This is a genomic window from Paenibacillus sp. FSL R10-2748, from assembly GCF_038005565.1.
GTDB classification, from domain to species: Bacteria; Bacillota; Bacilli; order Paenibacillales; family Paenibacillaceae; genus Paenibacillus; species Paenibacillus polymyxa_B.
In genome coordinates this window covers 24,131-42,694 of record NZ_JBBOTK010000016.1, presented here as the reverse complement: position 1 = coordinate 42,694, position 18,564 = coordinate 24,131, and the positions used below count along the sequence as shown (strand labels likewise).

The 18,564-nt window shown below is 45.6% G+C and carries 20 protein-coding genes; all 20 read right to left on the bottom strand.

Translation table 11 applies throughout. The annotated features are described in order from the left end of the window. Nucleotides 1–14: 14 nt before the first annotated feature. Nucleotides 15–368: a 50S ribosomal protein L24 gene (gene rplX / locus NSS66_RS26375; protein WP_013312155.1), complete on the bottom strand. Its 354-nt coding sequence runs from the start codon at nucleotides 366–368 to the stop codon at nucleotides 15–17. 36 nt (nucleotides 369–404) lie between these two features. After that, nucleotides 405–773, bottom strand: a complete 369-nt coding sequence (gene rplN / locus NSS66_RS26370) for a 50S ribosomal protein L14 (protein WP_007432573.1) — start codon at nucleotides 771–773, stop codon at nucleotides 405–407. 34 nt (nucleotides 774–807) lie between these two features. After that, nucleotides 808–1,071 (bottom strand): 30S ribosomal protein S17, encoded by a 264-nt coding sequence (rpsQ, locus tag NSS66_RS26365; protein ID WP_007432574.1) that lies wholly within the window; start codon nucleotides 1,069–1,071, stop codon nucleotides 808–810. A 50-nt stretch (nucleotides 1,072–1,121) separates the two neighbouring features. Next, on the bottom strand, nucleotides 1,122–1,319 hold the full coding sequence (gene rpmC, locus NSS66_RS26360; protein ID WP_007432575.1) for a 50S ribosomal protein L29: 198 nt from the start codon (nucleotides 1,317–1,319) through the stop codon (nucleotides 1,122–1,124). Next, nucleotides 1,309–1,743 carry a 50S ribosomal protein L16 gene (gene rplP / locus NSS66_RS26355; protein ID WP_007432576.1) on the bottom strand — a complete coding sequence of 145 codons (435 nt, stop codon included), beginning with the start codon at nucleotides 1,741–1,743 and terminating at the stop codon, nucleotides 1,309–1,311. The genes rpmC and rplP overlap by 11 nt, the downstream gene beginning before the upstream one ends. A gap of 2 nt (nucleotides 1,744–1,745) precedes the next feature. Next, a complete protein-coding gene (rpsC, locus tag NSS66_RS26350) occupies nucleotides 1,746–2,411 on the bottom strand; it encodes a 30S ribosomal protein S3 (protein WP_013312156.1) in 666 nt (221 codons plus the stop codon). A gap of 13 nt (nucleotides 2,412–2,424) precedes the next feature. Further along, nucleotides 2,425–2,757, bottom strand: coding sequence for a 50S ribosomal protein L22 (gene rplV, locus NSS66_RS26345; protein ID WP_013312157.1), 333 nt, complete (start codon nucleotides 2,755–2,757; stop codon nucleotides 2,425–2,427). A gap of 36 nt (nucleotides 2,758–2,793) precedes the next feature. Next, nucleotides 2,794–3,072, bottom strand: a complete 279-nt coding sequence (gene rpsS / locus NSS66_RS26340) for a 30S ribosomal protein S19 (protein ID WP_007432579.1) — start codon at nucleotides 3,070–3,072, stop codon at nucleotides 2,794–2,796. Nucleotides 3,073–3,144: 72 nt separating this feature from the next. Then, on the bottom strand, nucleotides 3,145–3,975 hold the full coding sequence (gene rplB / locus NSS66_RS26335; RefSeq protein ID WP_023990557.1) for a 50S ribosomal protein L2: 831 nt from the start codon (nucleotides 3,973–3,975) through the stop codon (nucleotides 3,145–3,147). 30 nt (nucleotides 3,976–4,005) lie between these two features. Then, a complete protein-coding gene (gene rplW, locus NSS66_RS26330) occupies nucleotides 4,006–4,296 on the bottom strand; it encodes a 50S ribosomal protein L23 (protein WP_013312159.1) in 291 nt (96 codons plus the stop codon). Further along, nucleotides 4,296–4,919 (bottom strand): 50S ribosomal protein L4, encoded by a 624-nt coding sequence (gene rplD / locus NSS66_RS26325; RefSeq protein ID WP_013312160.1) that lies wholly within the window; start codon nucleotides 4,917–4,919, stop codon nucleotides 4,296–4,298. The genes rplW and rplD overlap by 1 nt, the downstream gene beginning before the upstream one ends. A gap of 26 nt (nucleotides 4,920–4,945) precedes the next feature. Beyond that, nucleotides 4,946–5,569: a 50S ribosomal protein L3 gene (gene rplC, locus NSS66_RS26320; RefSeq protein WP_013312161.1), complete on the bottom strand. Its 624-nt coding sequence runs from the start codon at nucleotides 5,567–5,569 to the stop codon at nucleotides 4,946–4,948. A gap of 32 nt (nucleotides 5,570–5,601) precedes the next feature. Continuing rightward, nucleotides 5,602–5,910: a 30S ribosomal protein S10 gene (gene rpsJ / locus NSS66_RS26315; protein WP_005544556.1), complete on the bottom strand. Its 309-nt coding sequence runs from the start codon at nucleotides 5,908–5,910 to the stop codon at nucleotides 5,602–5,604. Between the two features lie 338 nt (nucleotides 5,911–6,248). Next, the gene (tuf, locus tag NSS66_RS26310) at nucleotides 6,249–7,439 is read right to left on the bottom strand and encodes an elongation factor Tu (protein ID WP_028542619.1); all 1,191 of its coding nucleotides are present in this window, start codon (nucleotides 7,437–7,439) and stop codon (nucleotides 6,249–6,251) included. A gap of 94 nt (nucleotides 7,440–7,533) precedes the next feature. Further along, a complete protein-coding gene (gene fusA / locus NSS66_RS26305; RefSeq protein WP_023990559.1) occupies nucleotides 7,534–9,612 on the bottom strand; it encodes an elongation factor G in 2,079 nt (692 codons plus the stop codon). A 47-nt stretch (nucleotides 9,613–9,659) separates the two neighbouring features. Continuing rightward, nucleotides 9,660–10,130 carry a 30S ribosomal protein S7 gene (gene rpsG, locus NSS66_RS26300; RefSeq protein ID WP_007432586.1) on the bottom strand — a complete coding sequence of 157 codons (471 nt, stop codon included), beginning with the start codon at nucleotides 10,128–10,130 and terminating at the stop codon, nucleotides 9,660–9,662. A 51-nt stretch (nucleotides 10,131–10,181) separates the two neighbouring features. Beyond that, entirely contained in the window at nucleotides 10,182–10,604 is a 423-nt protein-coding gene (gene rpsL, locus NSS66_RS26295; RefSeq protein ID WP_007432587.1) for a 30S ribosomal protein S12, read from the bottom strand. A 144-nt stretch (nucleotides 10,605–10,748) separates the two neighbouring features. After that, the gene (locus tag NSS66_RS26290; protein ID WP_007432588.1) at nucleotides 10,749–11,000 is read right to left on the bottom strand and encodes a ribosomal L7Ae/L30e/S12e/Gadd45 family protein; all 252 of its coding nucleotides are present in this window, start codon (nucleotides 10,998–11,000) and stop codon (nucleotides 10,749–10,751) included. 217 nt (nucleotides 11,001–11,217) lie between these two features. After that, complete coding sequence (gene rpoC, locus NSS66_RS26285) at nucleotides 11,218–14,832, bottom strand: DNA-directed RNA polymerase subunit beta' (RefSeq protein WP_013312165.1); 3,615 nt, start codon at nucleotides 14,830–14,832, stop codon at nucleotides 11,218–11,220. A gap of 140 nt (nucleotides 14,833–14,972) precedes the next feature. After that, nucleotides 14,973–18,518 (bottom strand): DNA-directed RNA polymerase subunit beta, encoded by a 3,546-nt coding sequence (gene rpoB / locus NSS66_RS26280; protein WP_264454481.1) that lies wholly within the window; start codon nucleotides 18,516–18,518, stop codon nucleotides 14,973–14,975. Nucleotides 18,519–18,564: the final 46 nt, after the last annotated feature.

Genomic DNA, 18,564 nt, shown 5'->3' with positions numbered 1-18,564 from the left:
TCTTCAAAAAATAATTAGTCGATCACTTCGCCAGAACGTTTTGCAATGCGCACTTTTTTTCCGTTGTCCAAAACTTTGTAACCAACACGGGTTACTTTTCCGCTCTTCGGATCAATGTGCATAACGTTGGAAACGTGAATCGGAGCTTCTTTCTCGATGATGCCGCCTTGTGGATTCAGCTGATTAGGCTTTTGGTGTTTTTTAATCATGTTAACACCTTCCACAAGCACACGGTTTTGACGAGGGTAAGCAGCGATAACGCGACCTTTTTTACCTTTATCTTTACCTGTAATCACCAGAACAGTGTCGTCTTTTTTGACGTGAAGCTTGTTGTTATGGGATTCCAGAACTTTTTTCACTTTTGGCATTTCGTACACCTCCTACGGGCACATTTTAAGGTGAGTTTAGATCACTTCCGGAGCCAAGGAAACGATTTTCATGAAGTCCTTGTCACGAAGTTCGCGAGCAACTGGTCCGAAAATACGAGTACCACGTGGGCTCTTGTCTTCTTTAACGACCACTGCTGCGTTCTCGTCAAATCCGATGTAGGAACCGTCTTTACGGCGGATAGAACGTTTAGTACGAACAACAACCGCTCTTACTACATCACCCTTTTTGACAACGCCGCCTGGTGTTGCTTGTTTTACGGAACAAACGATCAGGTCACCAATTTGAGCTGTACGACGTCCCGTACCACCGAGCACACGGATACACATCAGTTCCTTCGCGCCGGAATTGTCAGCTACAGTCAAACGTGTAAATGGTTGAATCATTTATTTATCCTCCTTTCGGAAAAACTACATTACATTAGATTATAACAGCTTTTTCAACGATTTCGACCAGTCTCCAGTTTTTGTCTTTGGACAAAGGGCGAGTTTCCATGATTTTAACAGTATCACCAATTTGTGCAGTGTTGTTTTCATCATGAGCTTTGAATTTCTTAGTTACTTTAATACGTTTATGGTAGAGATCATGTTTTTTGTAAGTTTCTACAGCAATCACAATCGTTTTATCCATTTTGTCGCTGACTACTTTACCGACTAATACTTTACGGGCATTACGTTCGCTCATTGTTGGCCTCCTTCCTAATTACAGGCGGATTTTCCACCCGGTCTGATATCTTAGCTAATCCCAAGTTCTCTTTCACGGATCACAGTTTTAGCACGAGCAATTTCCTTACGCACAGCGCCGATCCGAGTCGGGTTATCAAGCTGACCGGTAGCGAGTTGAAAACGAAGGTTGAAAAGTTCTTCTTTAAAACCGGAGATCTTTTGTTCGATTTCAGCAGTGGTTAGGTTGCGGAATTCACTAGCCTTCATTTGCTTCACCACCCAATTCTTCACGTTTCACAAACTTAGTTTTGATTGGCAGTTTGTGAGCGGCAAGACGCATTGCTTCACGAGCAATCTCTTCCGGAACACCAGCAAGTTCGAACATAATCTTGCCTGGTTTCACTACTGCAACCCATTTTTCTACGTTACCTTTACCACTACCCATACGAACCTCAAGAGGCTTCTGAGTAATTGGTTTGTCAGGGAAAATTTTAATCCAAACCTTACCACCACGTTTGATGTAACGAGTCATCGCAATACGAGCAGCTTCGATTTGACGGTTAGTAATCCATGCAGGTTCAGTAGCTTGCAAACCGTACTCACCAAAGTTCAGTGTAGTACCGCCTTTTGCACGACCCTTCATATGACCACGTTGTTGTTTACGATGTTTTACGCGTTTTGGTACCAACATGATTAGTTGCCTCCTTCCTGAGGAGCTTGTTTCTTAGCTGGAGGAAGAACCTCTCCACGATAGATCCATACTTTTACGCCAAGACGACCGTAAGTAGTATGAGCTTCCGCTGTACCATAGTCAATGTCGGCACGAAGCGTATGCAGTGGAACAGTTCCTTCGCTGTACCCTTCGGAACGAGCGATTTCGGCACCGCCAAGACGTCCGCCTACTTGAGTTTTAATTCCTTTTGCTCCGGAGCGCATAGTTCTTTGAATCGCTTGTTTCAAAGCACGACGGAAAGAAACACGACGTTCCAATTGTTGTGCAATGCTTTCAGCAACCAGAATTGCGTCCAGTTCAGGATTTTTAATTTCAGAAATATTGATGTGTACCTTTTTACCGCCTGCGATTTTAGTAATTTCATTACGCAGATTTTCAACTTCGGAACCACCCTTACCGATAACCATACCTGGTTTCGCAGTGTGAATCGTTACGTTGACACGGTTAGCTGCTCTCTCGATTTCAACACGGGATACAGCGGAGTCTTTCAATCTTTTTTTCAGATGTTCACGAATTCTAACGTCTTCCAGCAAAAGATCACCGAAATCTTTGCCTGCATACCATTTGGATTCCCAATCACGGATAATACCGATTCGGAGTCCGACGGGATTTACCTTTTGGCCCACACGTTTTCCCTCCTTATTTTTCAGATACCACCAGAGTAATATGACTGGTGCGTTTGTTGATACGGCTTGCACGACCCATTGCACGCGGGCGGAATCGTTTCATTGTAGGACCTTGGTTTACAAAAACCTGAGATACTACCAATTTATTTACGTCCAAAGAGTAGTTGTGATCTGCATTCGCAATCGCAGAATTCAACAATTTCTCAACGACTGGAGAAGCGGACTTTGGAGTGTGACGAAGAATTGCAATCGCCTCACCAACCTGCTTACCGCGAATCAAATCGATAACAAGTTTCACTTTGCGAGCAGAAATCCGCACGGATTTAGCATGTGCTTTTGCTTCCATTGAGTTTACCTCCTCTCAAACACTACGCTGTGTTGATTATCTTCTTGTTTTCTTATCGTCATCCGTATGGCCTTTGTACGTACGTGTTGGAGCGAATTCGCCCAATTTGTGTCCGACCATATCTTCCGTTACGTATACTGGCACGTGTTTACGACCATCGTATACACCAAACGTATGTCCGATAAATTGTGGGAAAATCGTAGAGCGACGGGACCAAGTTTTGATTACCACTTTTTTGTCCGACTCGTTCAAAACCTCTACTTTTTTCAACAGGTAACCATCAATGAATGGTCCTTTTTTGAGACTGCGACCCATTTATGAATCCTCCCTTCGTTAAAACGTAGTCGTTCCTTAATATGTTAACGTGCGACTTAAGCGCACGTTTTATTACTTAGTACGACGACGAACGATGTACTTATCAGATGCTTTACCTTTTTTACGTGTCTTGTAACCAAGGGTTGGTTTACCCCATGGAGACATTGGAGATTTACGTCCGATTGGAGCGCGACCTTCACCACCACCGTGTGGGTGATCGTTAGGGTTCATTACAACACCGCGAACTTCAGGACGTTGTCCCAACCAGCGACTACGACCGGCTTTACCGATTTTCACCAGTTCGTGGTCTTCGTTACCTACAGAACCGATTGTAGCGCGGCAAACTTTCAGAATGCGGCGAACTTCACCAGAAGACAAACGAATTGTAACATACTTTTCTTCTTTACCAAGAAGTTGGGCTTCCGTACCAGCAGCGCGAACGAGTTGGCCACCTTTACCCGGTTTCAATTCAATGTTGTGGATAACCGTACCTACTGGAATGTTTTCCAATGGCAAGGAGTTACCGATTTTGATATCGGAACCTGCACCGGATACCACTTCGTCTCCTACTTTCAGACCTTTAGGAGCGATGATGTAACGTTTTTCACCATCCACATAGTGGATAAGTGCGATGTTGGACGTACGGTTTGGATCATATTCGATCGTAGCAACGCGGCCCGGTATTCCATCTTTGTTACGTTTGAAGTCAATAATACGGTATTTACGTTTGTGTCCGCCGCCTTGATGACGAACTGTAATTTTACCTTGGTTATTGCGTCCAGCTTGCTTGCTCAGAGGTGCCAGCAACGATTTCTCGGGCTGATTAGTTGTAATCTCCTCGAAAGTAGATACAGACATAGCACGTCTGGCCGGGGACGTTGGTTTATACTTTTTAATTGGCACTGAGTTTCCCTCCTTACTTTACAGTTTCAATTATACCGTTTCAAAAAACTCAAGCGGCTTACTGTCTTTGCTCAGCGTTACGAACGCTTTCTTCCACTCGCTCGTATAGCCGGAATGACGTCCGTAGCGTTTTGGTTTTGCAGGAACACGAAGCGTATTTACGTTACTTACTTTCACGTTAAAAATGGCTTCGATTGCTTTTTTAACTTCGACTTTGTTAGAACGAATGTCAACCTCGAAAACGTATTTCAAGTCATTCATCATACCAGCCGTACGTTCGGTGATAACCGGACGTTTGATAATATCACGAGGATCCTTCATTACGCGAGCACCTCCTCTACCTTCTGAACTGCTTCCTTCGTAATGATCAGTTTGTCGTGTCCGAGCACATCAAGAACATTAATGCCGTCTGCGGCTACAAACTTCACACCAGGAATATTACGAGCGGACAGTGCTACATTATCATCATAGCTAGGAGCTACGATCAATGCTTTACGATCAGCTTTAAGGTTATTCAAAATGGCTGCGAATTCTTTCGTTTTAGGTCCGTTCAGTGTAAGAGCGTCCAATACGATAATTTCATTCTCAATCACTTTGGATGACAACGCCGATTTGATCGCCAGACGACGAACCTTTTTAGGCAATTTGTAAGCATAGCTGCGTGGAGTGGGGCCGAATACAGTACCGCCACCAACCCATTGCGGTGCACGGATCGAACCTTGACGAGCGCGGCCAGTACCTTTTTGTTTCCAAGGTTTACGTCCGCCACCACGTACTTCAGAACGTCCTTTTACTTTGTGAGTACCTTGACGCAGGGAAGCCAATTGCATAACAACAGCGTCATGAAGAACGTGCTTATTCGGCTCGATACCGAACACTGCGTCGTTCAATTCAATTTCACCAACTTGGCTGCCGCTAATATTAAATAGTGCTACTTTTGGCATTTCGTGTTCCTCCTTTCTTCAGTTGTTTATTTTTTCACTGTTTCTAATACTTTAACGAAGCTATTTTTAGGTCCTGGAATGGAACCTTTCACGAGCAATACATTACGTTCTGTATCGATCTTAACAACTTCAAGACGTTGGATCGTTACCGTTTCATGCCCCATGTGTCCTGGAAGGTGTTTACCTTTAGGAACGCGGTTAGCTTGAATGGAACCCATAGAACCTGGACCTCTGTGGTAACGCGAGCCGTGTGCCATTGGTCCGCGGCTTTGTCCCCAACGTTTGATAACGCCGGCAAAACCTTTACCTTTAGAAATACCTGTTACGTCAACGAATTCGCCTTCTGTGAAGACATCAGCCTTCAGTTCTTGGCCAACCTCGTACGCAGCAAGGTCGATGCCACGAAGTTCACGAACGTAGCGCTTAGGTGCAGTATTTGCTTTTTTCGCATGCCCTGCTTCAGGTTTGTTGGATCTTTTTTCTTTCTTATCAGAGAAACCGAGTTGGATAGCTTCGTATCCATCGTTTTCCAGATCTTTCTTTTGCAGAACAACACAAGGACCTGCTTCGATAACCGTAACAGCAAGTACGTTACCTTCAGGGGTAAACACTTGAGTCATTCCGAGTTTTTTTCCTAAGATACCTTTCATGTTGACACCTCATTTCTTTTCCTAATTACATATTACAATTTAATTTCGATATCTACACCGGACGGCAGGTCCAAGCGCATCAAGGCATCCACAGTTTGTGGAGTCGGGTTAACAATGTCGATCAAACGCTTGTGTGTGCGCATTTCGAACTGCTCCCGGGAATCCTTGTACTTGTGTACCGCACGGAGAATAGTAATGATTTGTTTTTCAGTTGGCAGCGGAATTGGCCCGGATACACCTGCGCCCGAACGTTTAGCTGTTTCAACAATTTTCTCAGCGGATTGATCAAGAATTCTATGATCGTAAGCTTTCAAACGAATACGAATTTTTTGCTTTGCCATTTTAGTCCCTCCTTCTATCGCCCAATTTGGTATCGGACATACTCCGTGAAAATTTTCCGACAGCCCTCCCATGGCAAAGGGGCCGGGTGTGTCAGTAACCTCTCACATCATCGCACAGTCACAAACAACATTAGTTATTATATCGAATAGTTCTGCCTATTGCAAGCAAAAACGAAAAAACAATGCATCTTATTTTCAAAAGATACAATTGTGTTCGCAGCTTGCGATTTTCCCAAGAGAAAAGCCCCCGCACCAGGGCAGGGGCTCGTTTAGCTTCGTTCCAATACAATGTTACTCGTTCCAGTACACTGTTGCTCTATTTAAAGGCTAAAGCCTTCTTATTTGGAGATTGTTGCTACGGCACCAGCGCCAACTGTACGTCCACCTTCACGAATAGAGAACTTAGTTCCTTCTTCGATAGCGATCGGGTTGATCAGTTGAACAGTAACCGTGATGTTATCACCAGGCATTACCATTTCGGAACCTTCTGGCAAAGTAATGATACCAGTTACGTCAGTTGTACGGAAGTAGAACTGTGGACGGTAACCAGTGAAGAAAGGTTTGTGACGTCCACCCTCTTCTTTAGTCAAAACATAGATTTGAGCAGAGAATTCTGTATGAGGTTTAACAGAACCTGGTTTAGCCAATACTTGGCCACGCTCAATTTGTGCACGATCTACACCGCGAAGCAATGCGCCGATGTTATCGCCAGCTTGAGCAGAGTCAAGCAATTTACGGAACATTTCTACGCCTGTTACTACGGATTTACGGGATTCTTCTTGAATACCGATGATTTCGATTTCGTCGCCCACTTTAACAGTACCACGCTCTACACGGCCTGTTGCAACTGTACCACGACCAGTGATGGAGAATACGTCCTCGACAGGCATCAAGAAAGGCTTGTCAGTATCGCGTTCTGGAGTTGGGATATAAGTGTCGATTGTTTCGAACATTTCAACGATTTTCTTAGCATAGTCGCCCTCTGGGTTTTGCAGAGCTTCACGAGCGGAACCGCGAATGATTGGAGTGTCGTCGCCTGGGAAGTCATATTCGCTCAGCAAGTCACGAACTTCCATTTCAACCAATTCCAGCAACTCTTCGTCTTCAACCATGTCGCATTTGTTCAGGAATACAACGATGTAAGGAACACCAACTTGGCGGGACAACAGGATGTGCTCGCGAGTTTGCGGCATTGGGCCGTCAGCTGCGGATACAACCAGAATCGCTCCGTCCATTTGTGCAGCGCCAGTGATCATGTTTTTAACATAGTCGGCGTGACCTGGGCAGTCAACGTGTGCATAGTGACGGTTAGGTGTTTCATATTCCACGTGTGCAGTGGAGATTGTGATACCGCGTTCGCGCTCTTCTGGAGCTTTATCGATTTGATCGAATGCTACAGCAGCACCACCGTAAGTTTTGGACAATACAGTTGTGATTGCAGCAGTCAAAGTAGTTTTACCATGATCGACGTGACCAATAGTACCGATATTAACGTGCGGTTTGTTACGTTCAAACTTAGCCTTTGCCATTTGAACAATTCCTCCTCAATAACTTGTTTTATTTTAGGCTGCCGGATGCCCTTTTGGTAAAACCTTAAGTATACCGGTCAGCTGATACATTGTATTACTCGCCGCCTTTGGTTTTGGCAACGATCTCTTCAGCAATGCTCTTCGGCACTTCTTCATAATGAGAAAGTTCCATAGAGAACACGCCGCGTCCTTGTGTACCGGAGCGAAGTGTAGTCGAGTATCCGAACATTTCGGACAAAGGCACCTTCGCACGAATGATTTGTGCTCCACTACGGGAATCCATACCTTCAATCCGACCACGACGGGAGTTCAACATACCCATTACGTCACCCATGTATTCCTCAGGAACCGTTACTTCAACTTTCATAATCGGCTCAAGCAAAACTGGTTTACATTTGTCTTTCGCTGCTTTCAGCGCCATTGATCCGGCAATTTTAAATGCCATTTCATTGGAATCGACATCATGGTATGATCCGTCCACGATTGTAGCTTTAACGTCCACAAGCGGGAAGCCTGCGATAACGCCGTTTTTCATTTGTTCCTCAATACCAGCAAGAGCAGGTGCGATGTACTCTCTAGGAACAGAGCCGCCGACTACCTTACTTTCGAATTGACTACCAGTACCTGGTTCGAGTGGTTCGAACTCAACCCATACGTGACCATATTGACCACGACCACCGGACTGACGAACGAATTTACCTTCGACACGTGCTGGAGCACGGAACGTTTCACGGTAAGCAACCTGTGGTTTACCCACATTCGTTTCTACCTTGAACTCACGACGCATACGGTCAATGATGATGTCCAAGTGAAGCTCACCCATACCTGCCAAGATGGTTTGACCTGTTTCTTCGTTAGTATGAGCGCGAAGAGTTGGATCCTCTTCAGTCAACTTACCGAGAGCTACAGACATTTTATCTTGGTCAGCTTTGGTTTTAGGCTCAACCGCGATTTCGATAACCGGATCAGGGAAATTCATGGACTCGAGAATAACAGGACTCTTCTCATCACACAGTGTATCACCTGTACCTGTATCTTTCAAACCTACGGCAGCCGCAATATCACCAGAGTAAACTACAGTGATTTCTTGACGACTGTTCGCATGCATTTGAAGAATACGTCCGATACGTTCGCGTTTACCTTTTGTTGCATTCAATACGTAAGAACCGGATTGAAGAACACCGGAGTATACGCGGAAGAATGTCAACTTACCAACGTAAGGATCCGTCATGATTTTGAAGGCCAATGCGGAGAATGGCTCTTCATCGGAAGAGTGACGTTCAACTTCCGTACCGTCTTCCAAATGCCCTTGAATACTTGGCACGTCAGTAGGAGCCGGCAAATAGTCGAGAACAGCATCCAACATCAGCTGAACACCTTTATTGCGGTAAGAAGATCCACAGATAACTGGGAAGATTTTAACTTCTACAACACCTTTACGGAGAGCGGCTTTAATTTCGGCAACCGAAATTTCTTCGCCTTCCAGGTATTTCATTGTCAATTCTTCGTCCAGTTCAGCAACCTTCTCGATCAATTCATTACGGAGTTCTTCAACCTGATCTTTGAATTCCGCAGGAATTTCTACTTCTTCGATATCTTGACCAAGATCATCTTTGTACATATGAGCTTTTTGTTCAACGATATCGATAATACCAGTAAAATCATTTTCTGCGCCGATTGGCAATTGAATCGCAACTGCGTTCGCTTGAAGGCGATCACGCATGTCGGAGACAACATTCAGGAAGTCGGCACCAATGATATCCATTTTGTTTACATATGCGATCCGTGGAACGCCGTAGCGATCAGCCTGTCTCCATACGGTTTCGGACTGAGGCTCAACGCCTTCTTTCGCACTGAAAACACCAACTGCTCCGTCCAATACACGAAGGGAACGTTCAACTTCAACAGTGAAGTCAACGTGCCCCGGGGTGTCGATGATATTGACGCGGTGACCTTTCCAGGCAGCGGTCGTCGCAGCGGAAGTAATCGTGATTCCGCGCTCTTGTTCTTGTTCCATCCAGTCCATTGTCGCAGCGCCTTCGTGAACTTCACCGATTTTGTGCGTACGGCCTGTGTAGAACAAGATCCGCTCTGTTGTTGTGGTTTTACCCGCGTCAATATGAGCCATGATCCCGATATTACGTGTATTTTTCAAGGAGAACTCTCTTGCCATGAAATGGGTCTCCCTTCAAAATTGAAGTTATTTTTTTGAGCTGAATCCTACCAACGATAGTGAGCAAACGCTTTGTTTGCTTCAGCCATTTTGTGCGTGTCTTCACGTTTTTTCACGGAAGCGCCTGTGTTGTTGGAAGCATCGATAATTTCAGCCGCCAAACGCTCTTCCATGGTTTTCTCACCGCGGTTGCGGGAGTAGTTTACGAGCCAACGTAATCCCAGGGACGTACGTCTTTCTGGTTTTACCTCGATTGGTACTTGGTAGTTGGCACCGCCGACACGGCGTGCTTTAACTTCCAGGACTGGCATGATATTCTTGATAGCTGCTTCAAAAACTTCCATCGGGTCATTCCCCGTACGTTCTTGGATAAGCTTGAACGCATTGTACAGAATGCTTTGAGCAACGCCTCGTTTTCCGTCGAGCATGATGCGGTTGATCAAGCGGGTAACCAACTTGCTGTTGTATACCGGATCTGGCAACACGTCTCTTTTGGTAACTGGACCTTTGCGTGGCATGGATATCCCCCTTTCTTACATGTTAAACCGACATATGCGGTTTATATCTCATTAGGATTTTTTAGCTTTAGGGCGTTTTGCGCCGTATTTGGAACGAGCTTGCATGCGGTTGTTTACGCCTGCAGTATCCAAAGCACCGCGAACGATATGGTAACGCACACCCGGAAGGTCTTTTACACGACCGCCGCGAATCAGCACTACGCTGTGTTCTTGAAGGTTATGTCCAATACCTGGAATGTAAGCAGTCACCTCTACACGGTTCGTCAAGCGAACACGAGCATATTTACGAAGTGCGGAGTTTGGTTTTTTCGGAGTCATAGTACCTACACGAGTGCACACTCCGCGTTTTTGCGGGGCACTGATGTCGGTAGCTTCACGTTTCAAGGCATTAAAACCTTTTTGCAAAGCCGGTGATTTCGATTTCTCGATTTTGGCTTGACGTCCTTTACGAACCAGTTGGTTAATAGTTGGCATGTTGGTTGCCACCCCCTTCCTCAATTTTTGCTGTTACTTTACAAACCTTATCTAAGCCCACAGACCCAGGCGGTTCATAAAAGAACAAATGAAAAGTCTTTGCCGCCAAGAATAACAATTCCTTAGACAAAAACGTTCCTTACCCTATTGTTTTACGATAGCAGCCATTGCGGCTCCCACTTCAATCCCACATGCAGCTCCGAGATTTTTCATTGTGTCTACGAGAGTCACTTTGACTCCTTGCTTGTTGCACAAAGCAATGATGTTGGAAGTGAGACGCTGATCTGCGTCTTCTGCCACATATACTTCTGAGGCAAAGCCCAATTCTACCATACGAATGGTTTGTTTGGTACCGATTTTGACATGAGCATCTTGCAGTCCCTGTTCTTTAGACATATCTCATTCCTCCGAAAAGACCCAATAGCATATAGGCTGCTCACGCACCTTTGCTATATTAGCATTGACTATAAGTAATGTCAAGACAATTATAAACTATAATCCATTTAAACAGAATAGTACGATTCATTTTTGAAAAAACACCGGAGCACCGTCTGCTGTAGCTTTTATGCAAAGCTTATGTCTACGGTGTTCCGGCAATCATACTATTTTTATATTACTCGGCCGAAATAGGTTCGAGTTCCTCAGATGGAGACTGTCCCTCTTCCGGTTGGGCAAATTTCACACTACGGTAACGGTTCATACCTGTTCCCGCAGGAATCAATTTACCAATAATTACGTTCTCCTTCAGTCCAAGCAACTGATCGACCTTGCCTTTAATAGCTGCATCAGTCAGGACACGAGTAGTTTCCTGGAAGGATGCTGCTGACAAGAAGGAGTCAGTTTCCAGAGAGGCCTTGGTAATACCGAGCAGTACCGGCTTAGCTACCGCTGGTTCTTGGCCGCTGAGAATCGCTATCTTGTTTGCATTTTCATACTCATGGACATCAACAAAGGAGCCTGGAAGTAAGATCGTGTCGCCCGCATCAATGATACGGATTTTACGCAACATTTGACGAATCATAACTTCTACGTGCTTGTCGTTGATTTCCACGCCCTGGTTCCGGTATACGCGTTGAACTTCCTGAAGGATATAGTTCTGTACCCCGCGAATACCTTTAATACGCAGCATTTCTTTAGGATCAATTGAACCATCCGTCAGTTCGTCCCCAGCTTCAACAGTCATACCTTCGCTTACGCGCAGGCGGGAACCATACGTTACTGAATATGTTTTCGTTTCAGCTTCACCCTGAATGTCGATCTCACGGCGGTCTTTACCTTCGCGAACTTCTTTAACTGTACCGTCAATTTCACTAATAGTTGCCTGACCTTTAGGATTACGTGCTTCAAAAAGCTCCTGGATACGAGGCAAACCTTGTGTAATATCGTCACCCGCTACGCCGCCTGTGTGGAACGTACGCATAGTAAGCTGTGTTCCTGGCTCACCAATGGATTGTGCAGCGATAATACCAACTGCTTCACCAATCTCAACGTGTTTACCAGTAGCCAGATTGCGACCGTAGCATTTCTTGCAGACGCCATGTTTAGCACGGCAACTTAGTACAGAACGAATCTGAACTTTGTGTACACCGGCTTTAACAATCGCTTCAGCTTTGTCGGAGTCAATCAGTTCGTTACGTCTAGCCAAAATCTCGCCAGTCTCAGGATGACGTACCGTTTCAAAGCAATAGCGACCTTCCAGACGGTCATAGAGATCCTCAATCACTTCTTTACCGTCCTGGATACGACTTACTGTGAAGCCTTTATCCGTTCCGCAGTCTTCTTCGCGCACGATAACATCCTGTGCCACATCTACGAGACGACGAGTCAGGTAACCGGAGTCAGCCGTACGGAGGGCTGTATCCGCCAAACCTTTACGCGCTCCGTGAGTGGAGATGAAGTACTCGAGTACTGTCAGACCTTCACGGAAATTTGATTTGATTGGGAGTTCGATAATACGTCCGGATGGATTGGCCATCAGACCACGCATACCGCCGAGCTGAGTAATCTGTGACTTGTTACCCCGCGCTTTGGAGTCCACCATCATCATGATAGAGTTGTAGCGATCCATGGACTTCATCAATACTTCGGTAATATCATCTTTCGCTTTAGACCAAATGTCGATAATCCGGTCATAGCGTTCTTCATTCGTAATCAGACCACGACGATACTGATTCGTCACAACTTGCGCTTTGTCCTCAGATCCCTTAAGAATCTCTTGTTTTTCCACCGGCACGATTACGTCCGATACAGCAACGGTTACCCCTGCACGAGTGGAATACGTAAAGCCAAGCTGCTTGATTTTATCCAGAATTACAGCTGTTTCTGTTGTATGGTAAGTCTCAAAACAACGGGCAATGATATTACCAAGGTAATCCTTGCCTACTCCGTTAGCTTGCGGAGCGTTTTGAATGGCTTCTGTAAGATTTACACCCTTCTCGTAAACAAAGAACTCCTCCGCAGTACCATAAAGCAGGTTCGCACGGGTCGCATCATTGATGTACGGGAAGCTTGCCGGGAAAATTTCATTAAAGATAATTTTACCAACCGTTGTGATCAACATCGCTTCCTGTTGTTTTTCCGTAAAGCTCGTTTTATTCAAAGCTTTAACCGGAATAGCTACACGAGCATGAAGACCAGCTGTACCGCGTTGGTAAGCCGATATAGCTTCATTCATGTTGCGAAGGATCATATTGCTTCCTTCTTCTTCTTTGTTATCCATAGTCAGATAGAAAGAACCAAGAACCATATCCTGGGAAGGTGTAACAACTGGCTTGCCGTCTTTCGGATTCAAAATGTTGCCGGATGCTAGCATAAGCAAACGAGCTTCAGCTTGAGCTTCCGCAGACAACGGAACGTGAACAGCCATTTGGTCACCGTCAAAGTCGGCATTATATGCAGTACATACGAGCGGATGCAGACGAATCGCACGACCCTCAACCAAAATCGGTTCGAACGCCTGGATACCGAGTCTATGCAACGTAGGGGCACGGTTCAGAAGAACTGGATGCTCCTTGATTACTTCTTCCAGCACATCCCATACTTCTGCACTCACACGTTCTACTTTACGCTTCGCGCTCTTGATATTGTGCGCCAAACCTTTGTTCACTAGTTCTTTCATAACAAAAGGTTTGAACAGTTCAAGTGCCATTTCTTTCGGCAAACCGCATTGATACATTTTCAAGTACGGACCTACAACGATAACGGAACGACCAGAGTAGTCAACACGTTTTCCGAGCAAGTTCTGACGGAAACGTCCTTGTTTACCTTTCAGCATGTGGCTGAGGGATTTCAAAGGACGGTTACCTGGACCTGTAACAGGACGACCACGACGACCATTATCAATCAAGGCGTCAACAGCTTCCTGCAACATCCGTTTTTCATTTTGTACGATAATATCTGGCGCACCTAGATCTAACAGACGTTTCAGACGGTTATTACGGTTAATAACACGACGATACAAGTCGTTAAGGTCAGAAGTAGCGAAACGACCACCATCCAGCTGTACCATTGGACGAAGCTCAGGAGGAATAACAGGAAGTACGTCCATGATCATCCAATCCGGTTGGTTGCCGGAGTTACGGAATGCCTCAATAACTTCAAGGCGTTTGATTGCACGGTTACGACGTTGTCCTTGAGCTGTACGCAGCTCTTCTTTCAAGAATTCCAACTCTTTGTCTATATCCAAATCTTGAAGAAGCTTTTTAACCGCTTCAGCACCCATACCTGCCTGGAAGCCATAGCCATATTTTTCACGATAGCTACGGTATTCTTTCTCGGACAGGAGTTGCTTTTTCTCCAAAGGCGTATCTCCTGGATCGGTTACAACATAAGATGCGAAGTAAATGATCTCTTCCAGAGATCTTGGAGACATATCAAGAGCAAGACCCATACGACTTGGAATGCCTTTAAAGTACCAAATGTGCGATACAGGAGCAGCCAACTCAATATGGCCCATACGCTCACGGCGAACCTTAGCGCGAGTAACTTCTACTCCACAACGGTCACAGACAACACCTTTATAGCGTACACGTTTGTACTTACCGCAATGACATTCCCAGTCTTTCGTAGGTCCGAAAATTTTCTCGCAAAATAGTCCTTCTTTTTCCGGTTTAAGCGTACGATAGTTAATCGTCTCCGGTTTTTTGACTTCTCCGCGGGACCAAGAACGAATCTTTTCGGGGGAAGCAAGCCCGATTTTCATATATTCGAAATTGTTAACGTCCAACAAGGAGCAACCCTCCTTAACCAAATCCTGAGTTTTTAGGTTTGATACCGCCCAGCAACACCGGGCGGTATCAAGAAACCTGATCCATTCTAGAATGGATCAAGGTATATAACAAAGCTGATATGAGTCAGTCAGCAGTCAAACTACTCTACGCCAACCTCAGAGCCTTCCAGATTCAAACTCAGCTTATCGCCGGTTGTGTCATCCTCATCATCAAGCTCTCTCATTTCGATCTCTTGTTCGTCTTCAGACAGAATCTTCACGTCCATACCCAAGCTTTGCAGCTCTTTGATCAAGACCTTAAATGATTCTGGAACACCCGGTTCAGGTACATTTTCACCTTTGACAATGGATTCGTAAGTTTTAACACGTCCAACCACATCATCGGATTTCACAGTCAAAATTTCCTGAAGCGTGTACGCCGCGCCGTAGGCTTCCAATGCCCATACTTCCATCTCCCCGAAGCGCTGTCCACCGAATTGAGCTTTACCACCCAATGGTTGTTGCGTAACGAGAGAGTAAGGACCTGTAGAACGAGCATGGATTTTATCATCGACCATGTGCGCCAGTTTGATCATGTGCATGACACCGACAGTAACTTCACGTTCAAAACGATCACCCGTACGTCCGTCATACAACACAGTCTTACCATTACGCTGCATGCCTGCCTCTTCCATTGTATCGAATACGTCATACTCCTTGGCACCATCGAATACTGGAGTTGCCACATGAATACCAAGACGCATTGCAGCCATACCCAAATGGACTTCAAGCACCTGTCCGATGTTCATCCGTGAAGGTACGCCCAGCGGGTTCAGAACGACCTGTACTGGTGTGCCATCCGGCAGGAACGGCATATCTTCTTCAGGCAAAATACGGGCAACGACACCCTTGTTACCGTGACGTCCAGCCATTTTATCGCCTTCGGAGATTTTACGTTTTTGAGCAATATATACACGAACCAACTGATTTACACCTGGTGGCAGTTCATCACCATTTTCACGTGTAAACACCTTTACATCTACAACAATCCCGTCTGTTCCGTGAGGAACTCTCAAAGAAGTATCGCGAACCTCGCGTGCCTTCTCACCAAAGATTGCGTGTAAGAGACGTTCTTCAGCTGTCAATTCAGTCACACCTTTAGGTGTAACTTTACCAACGAGAATGTCACCTGCGCCGATTTCGGCACCAATACGAATGATTCCACGCTCATCCAAGTTGCGAAGCGCTTCTTCACCGACATTTGGAATGTCGCGAGTGATTTCTTCAGGTCCAAGCTTCGTGTCACGAGCCTCGGATTCGTATTCCTCAATATGGATCGAGGTGTATACATCTTCCTTAACCAGTTTCTCACTCAGCAGGATCGCATCCTCGTAGTTGTAACCTTCCCAAGTCATGAAGGCAACGACAACGTTACGTCCCAACGCCAACTCACCCATCTCTGTAGATGGACCATCCGCAAGAATATCGCCAACTTTGACAATATCTCCTCTGTTCACAATCGGACGTTGGTTGATGCAAGTTCCTTGGTTAGATCGCATAAATTTGTGTAATTTATACTTAACAATGTCGCCCTTCACTTCAGCACCATCTACAGTTTCGACACGACGCAACCAAATTTCGTTAGCCGAAGAACGTTCGATAACTCCGTTGTATTTGGATACAACGCAAACACCAGAATCTTTCGCAGACTTGTGCTCCATTCCTGTTCCGACCAATGGAGACTTCGGAATCAGAAGTGGGACAGCCTGACGCTGCATGTTGGAACCCATCAATGCGCGGTTAGAGTCATCATTCTCCAGAAACGGAATCAATGCAGTCGCGACCGATACGACCTGTTTAGGCGATACGTCCATGTAATCGACACGGCTACTAGCCATCGGAATAATGTTATCAGACTGTTTGTTATAACGGACAATGACGACCTCATCCTTAAAGGTGTTTTCCTCCGTCAATTCCGCATTCGCCTGAGCTACGATGTAGTTATCTTCTTCATCAGCAGTCAGGTAATCAATCTGCTCTGTAACTTTTCCGGTTTTTGGATCTACCCAACGATAAGGCGCTTCGATAAATCCGTACTCGTTGATGCGTGCAAAAGTGGACAAAGAGTTGATCAAACCAATGTTTGGTCCCTCCGGTGTCTCGATAGGACACATGCGGCCGTAGTGACTCGGATGGACGTCACGTACTTCCATACCCGCGCGTTCGCGCGTCAAACCGCCGGGTCCGAGTGCAGACAGACGACGTTTGTGCGTTAATTCAGCAAGCGGATTCGTCTGATCCATGAACTGAGACAGCTGCGAGCTACCAAAGAACTCTTTAATCGAAGCAATTACCGGACGTATGTTAATCAGCGCTTGTGGCGTAATTACATTAGCATCCTGAATCGACATTCTTTCACGCACTACGCGTTCCATACGGGACAAACCGATACGGAACTGGTTTTGGAGCAACTCACCTACAGAACGTAAACGACGGTTACCCAAATGGTCAATATCGTCCGTACTTCCGATTCCGTGAAGCAAGTTAATAAAATAACTGATGGAGGAAATAATATCGGCAGGCGTAATATTCTTAACCGATTTATCAATATTTCCGTTAGCAATCAGTTTTACTACTTTACCATCCTCAATTGGTGAGAATACATCGATCGTTTGAAGTGGAATATCATTGCTTTCTAGCACACCACTCGCAACATGATACGTACGATGTCCTACTGATTCCTCCAGTTGGGCCAAAATCTCGTCCAACAGGCGGCGATCTACCATTTGCCCGGCTTCAGCGATGATTTCACCAGTCGTTGTATCAATCAAAGTCTCAGCAAGTCGTTGATTGAACAGACGATTTTTGATGTGAAGCTTTTTATTGATTTTGTAACGGCCTACGTTGGCCAGATCATAACGTTTTGGATCAAAGAAGCGCGCAACTAGCAAGCTCTTTGCGTTATCCAGTGTAGGCGGCTCACCCGGACGGAGACGCTCATAAATTTCAATCAGCGCTTTCTCGGTGGAATCCGTGTTGTCTTTATCAAGTGTGTTGCGGATATATTCGTCATTGCCGAGCAAATCCAGAATCTCAGCATCAGTGCCAAAGCCCAGCGCACGCAGCAACACCGTAACCGGAATTTTACGGGTACGGTCAATCCGGACATAGATAATATCCTTCGCATCCATCTCCAGTTCGAGCCAAGCCCCCCGGTTAGGAATTACCGTTGCGGTGTATGTTGTTTTCGCATTCTTGTCGACTTTTGTGCTGAAATAGACGCTGGGAGAGCGAACCAACTGGCTGACAATAACCCGTTCCGCACCGTTAATAATAAACGTACCCGTTTCAGTCATCAGCGGGAAGTCTCCCATGAATACTTCCTGCTCTTTCACTTCCCCGGTTTCTTTATTAATAAGCCGGACTTTTACCCGAAGCGGTGCTGCATACGTAACGTCGCGTTCCTTTGCGTCGTCAACGGTATATTTGGGTTCTCCGAGAGAATAGTCGATAAACTCCAGAATCAGGTTTCCAGTGAAATCCTGAATTGGCGAAATATCCCGAAACATTTCCCGTAATCCTTCCTCCAAAAACCAATCATAGGATTTTTGTTGGATCTCAATCAGGTTCGGAACCTCGAGTACCTCATTAATACGTGCATAACTGCGCCGAGTGCGTCGACCATATTGAACAAGATGTCCTGCCAACTTAAACTCACCCCTCATGTCTACTCACTTTAAAAATACATTGCGA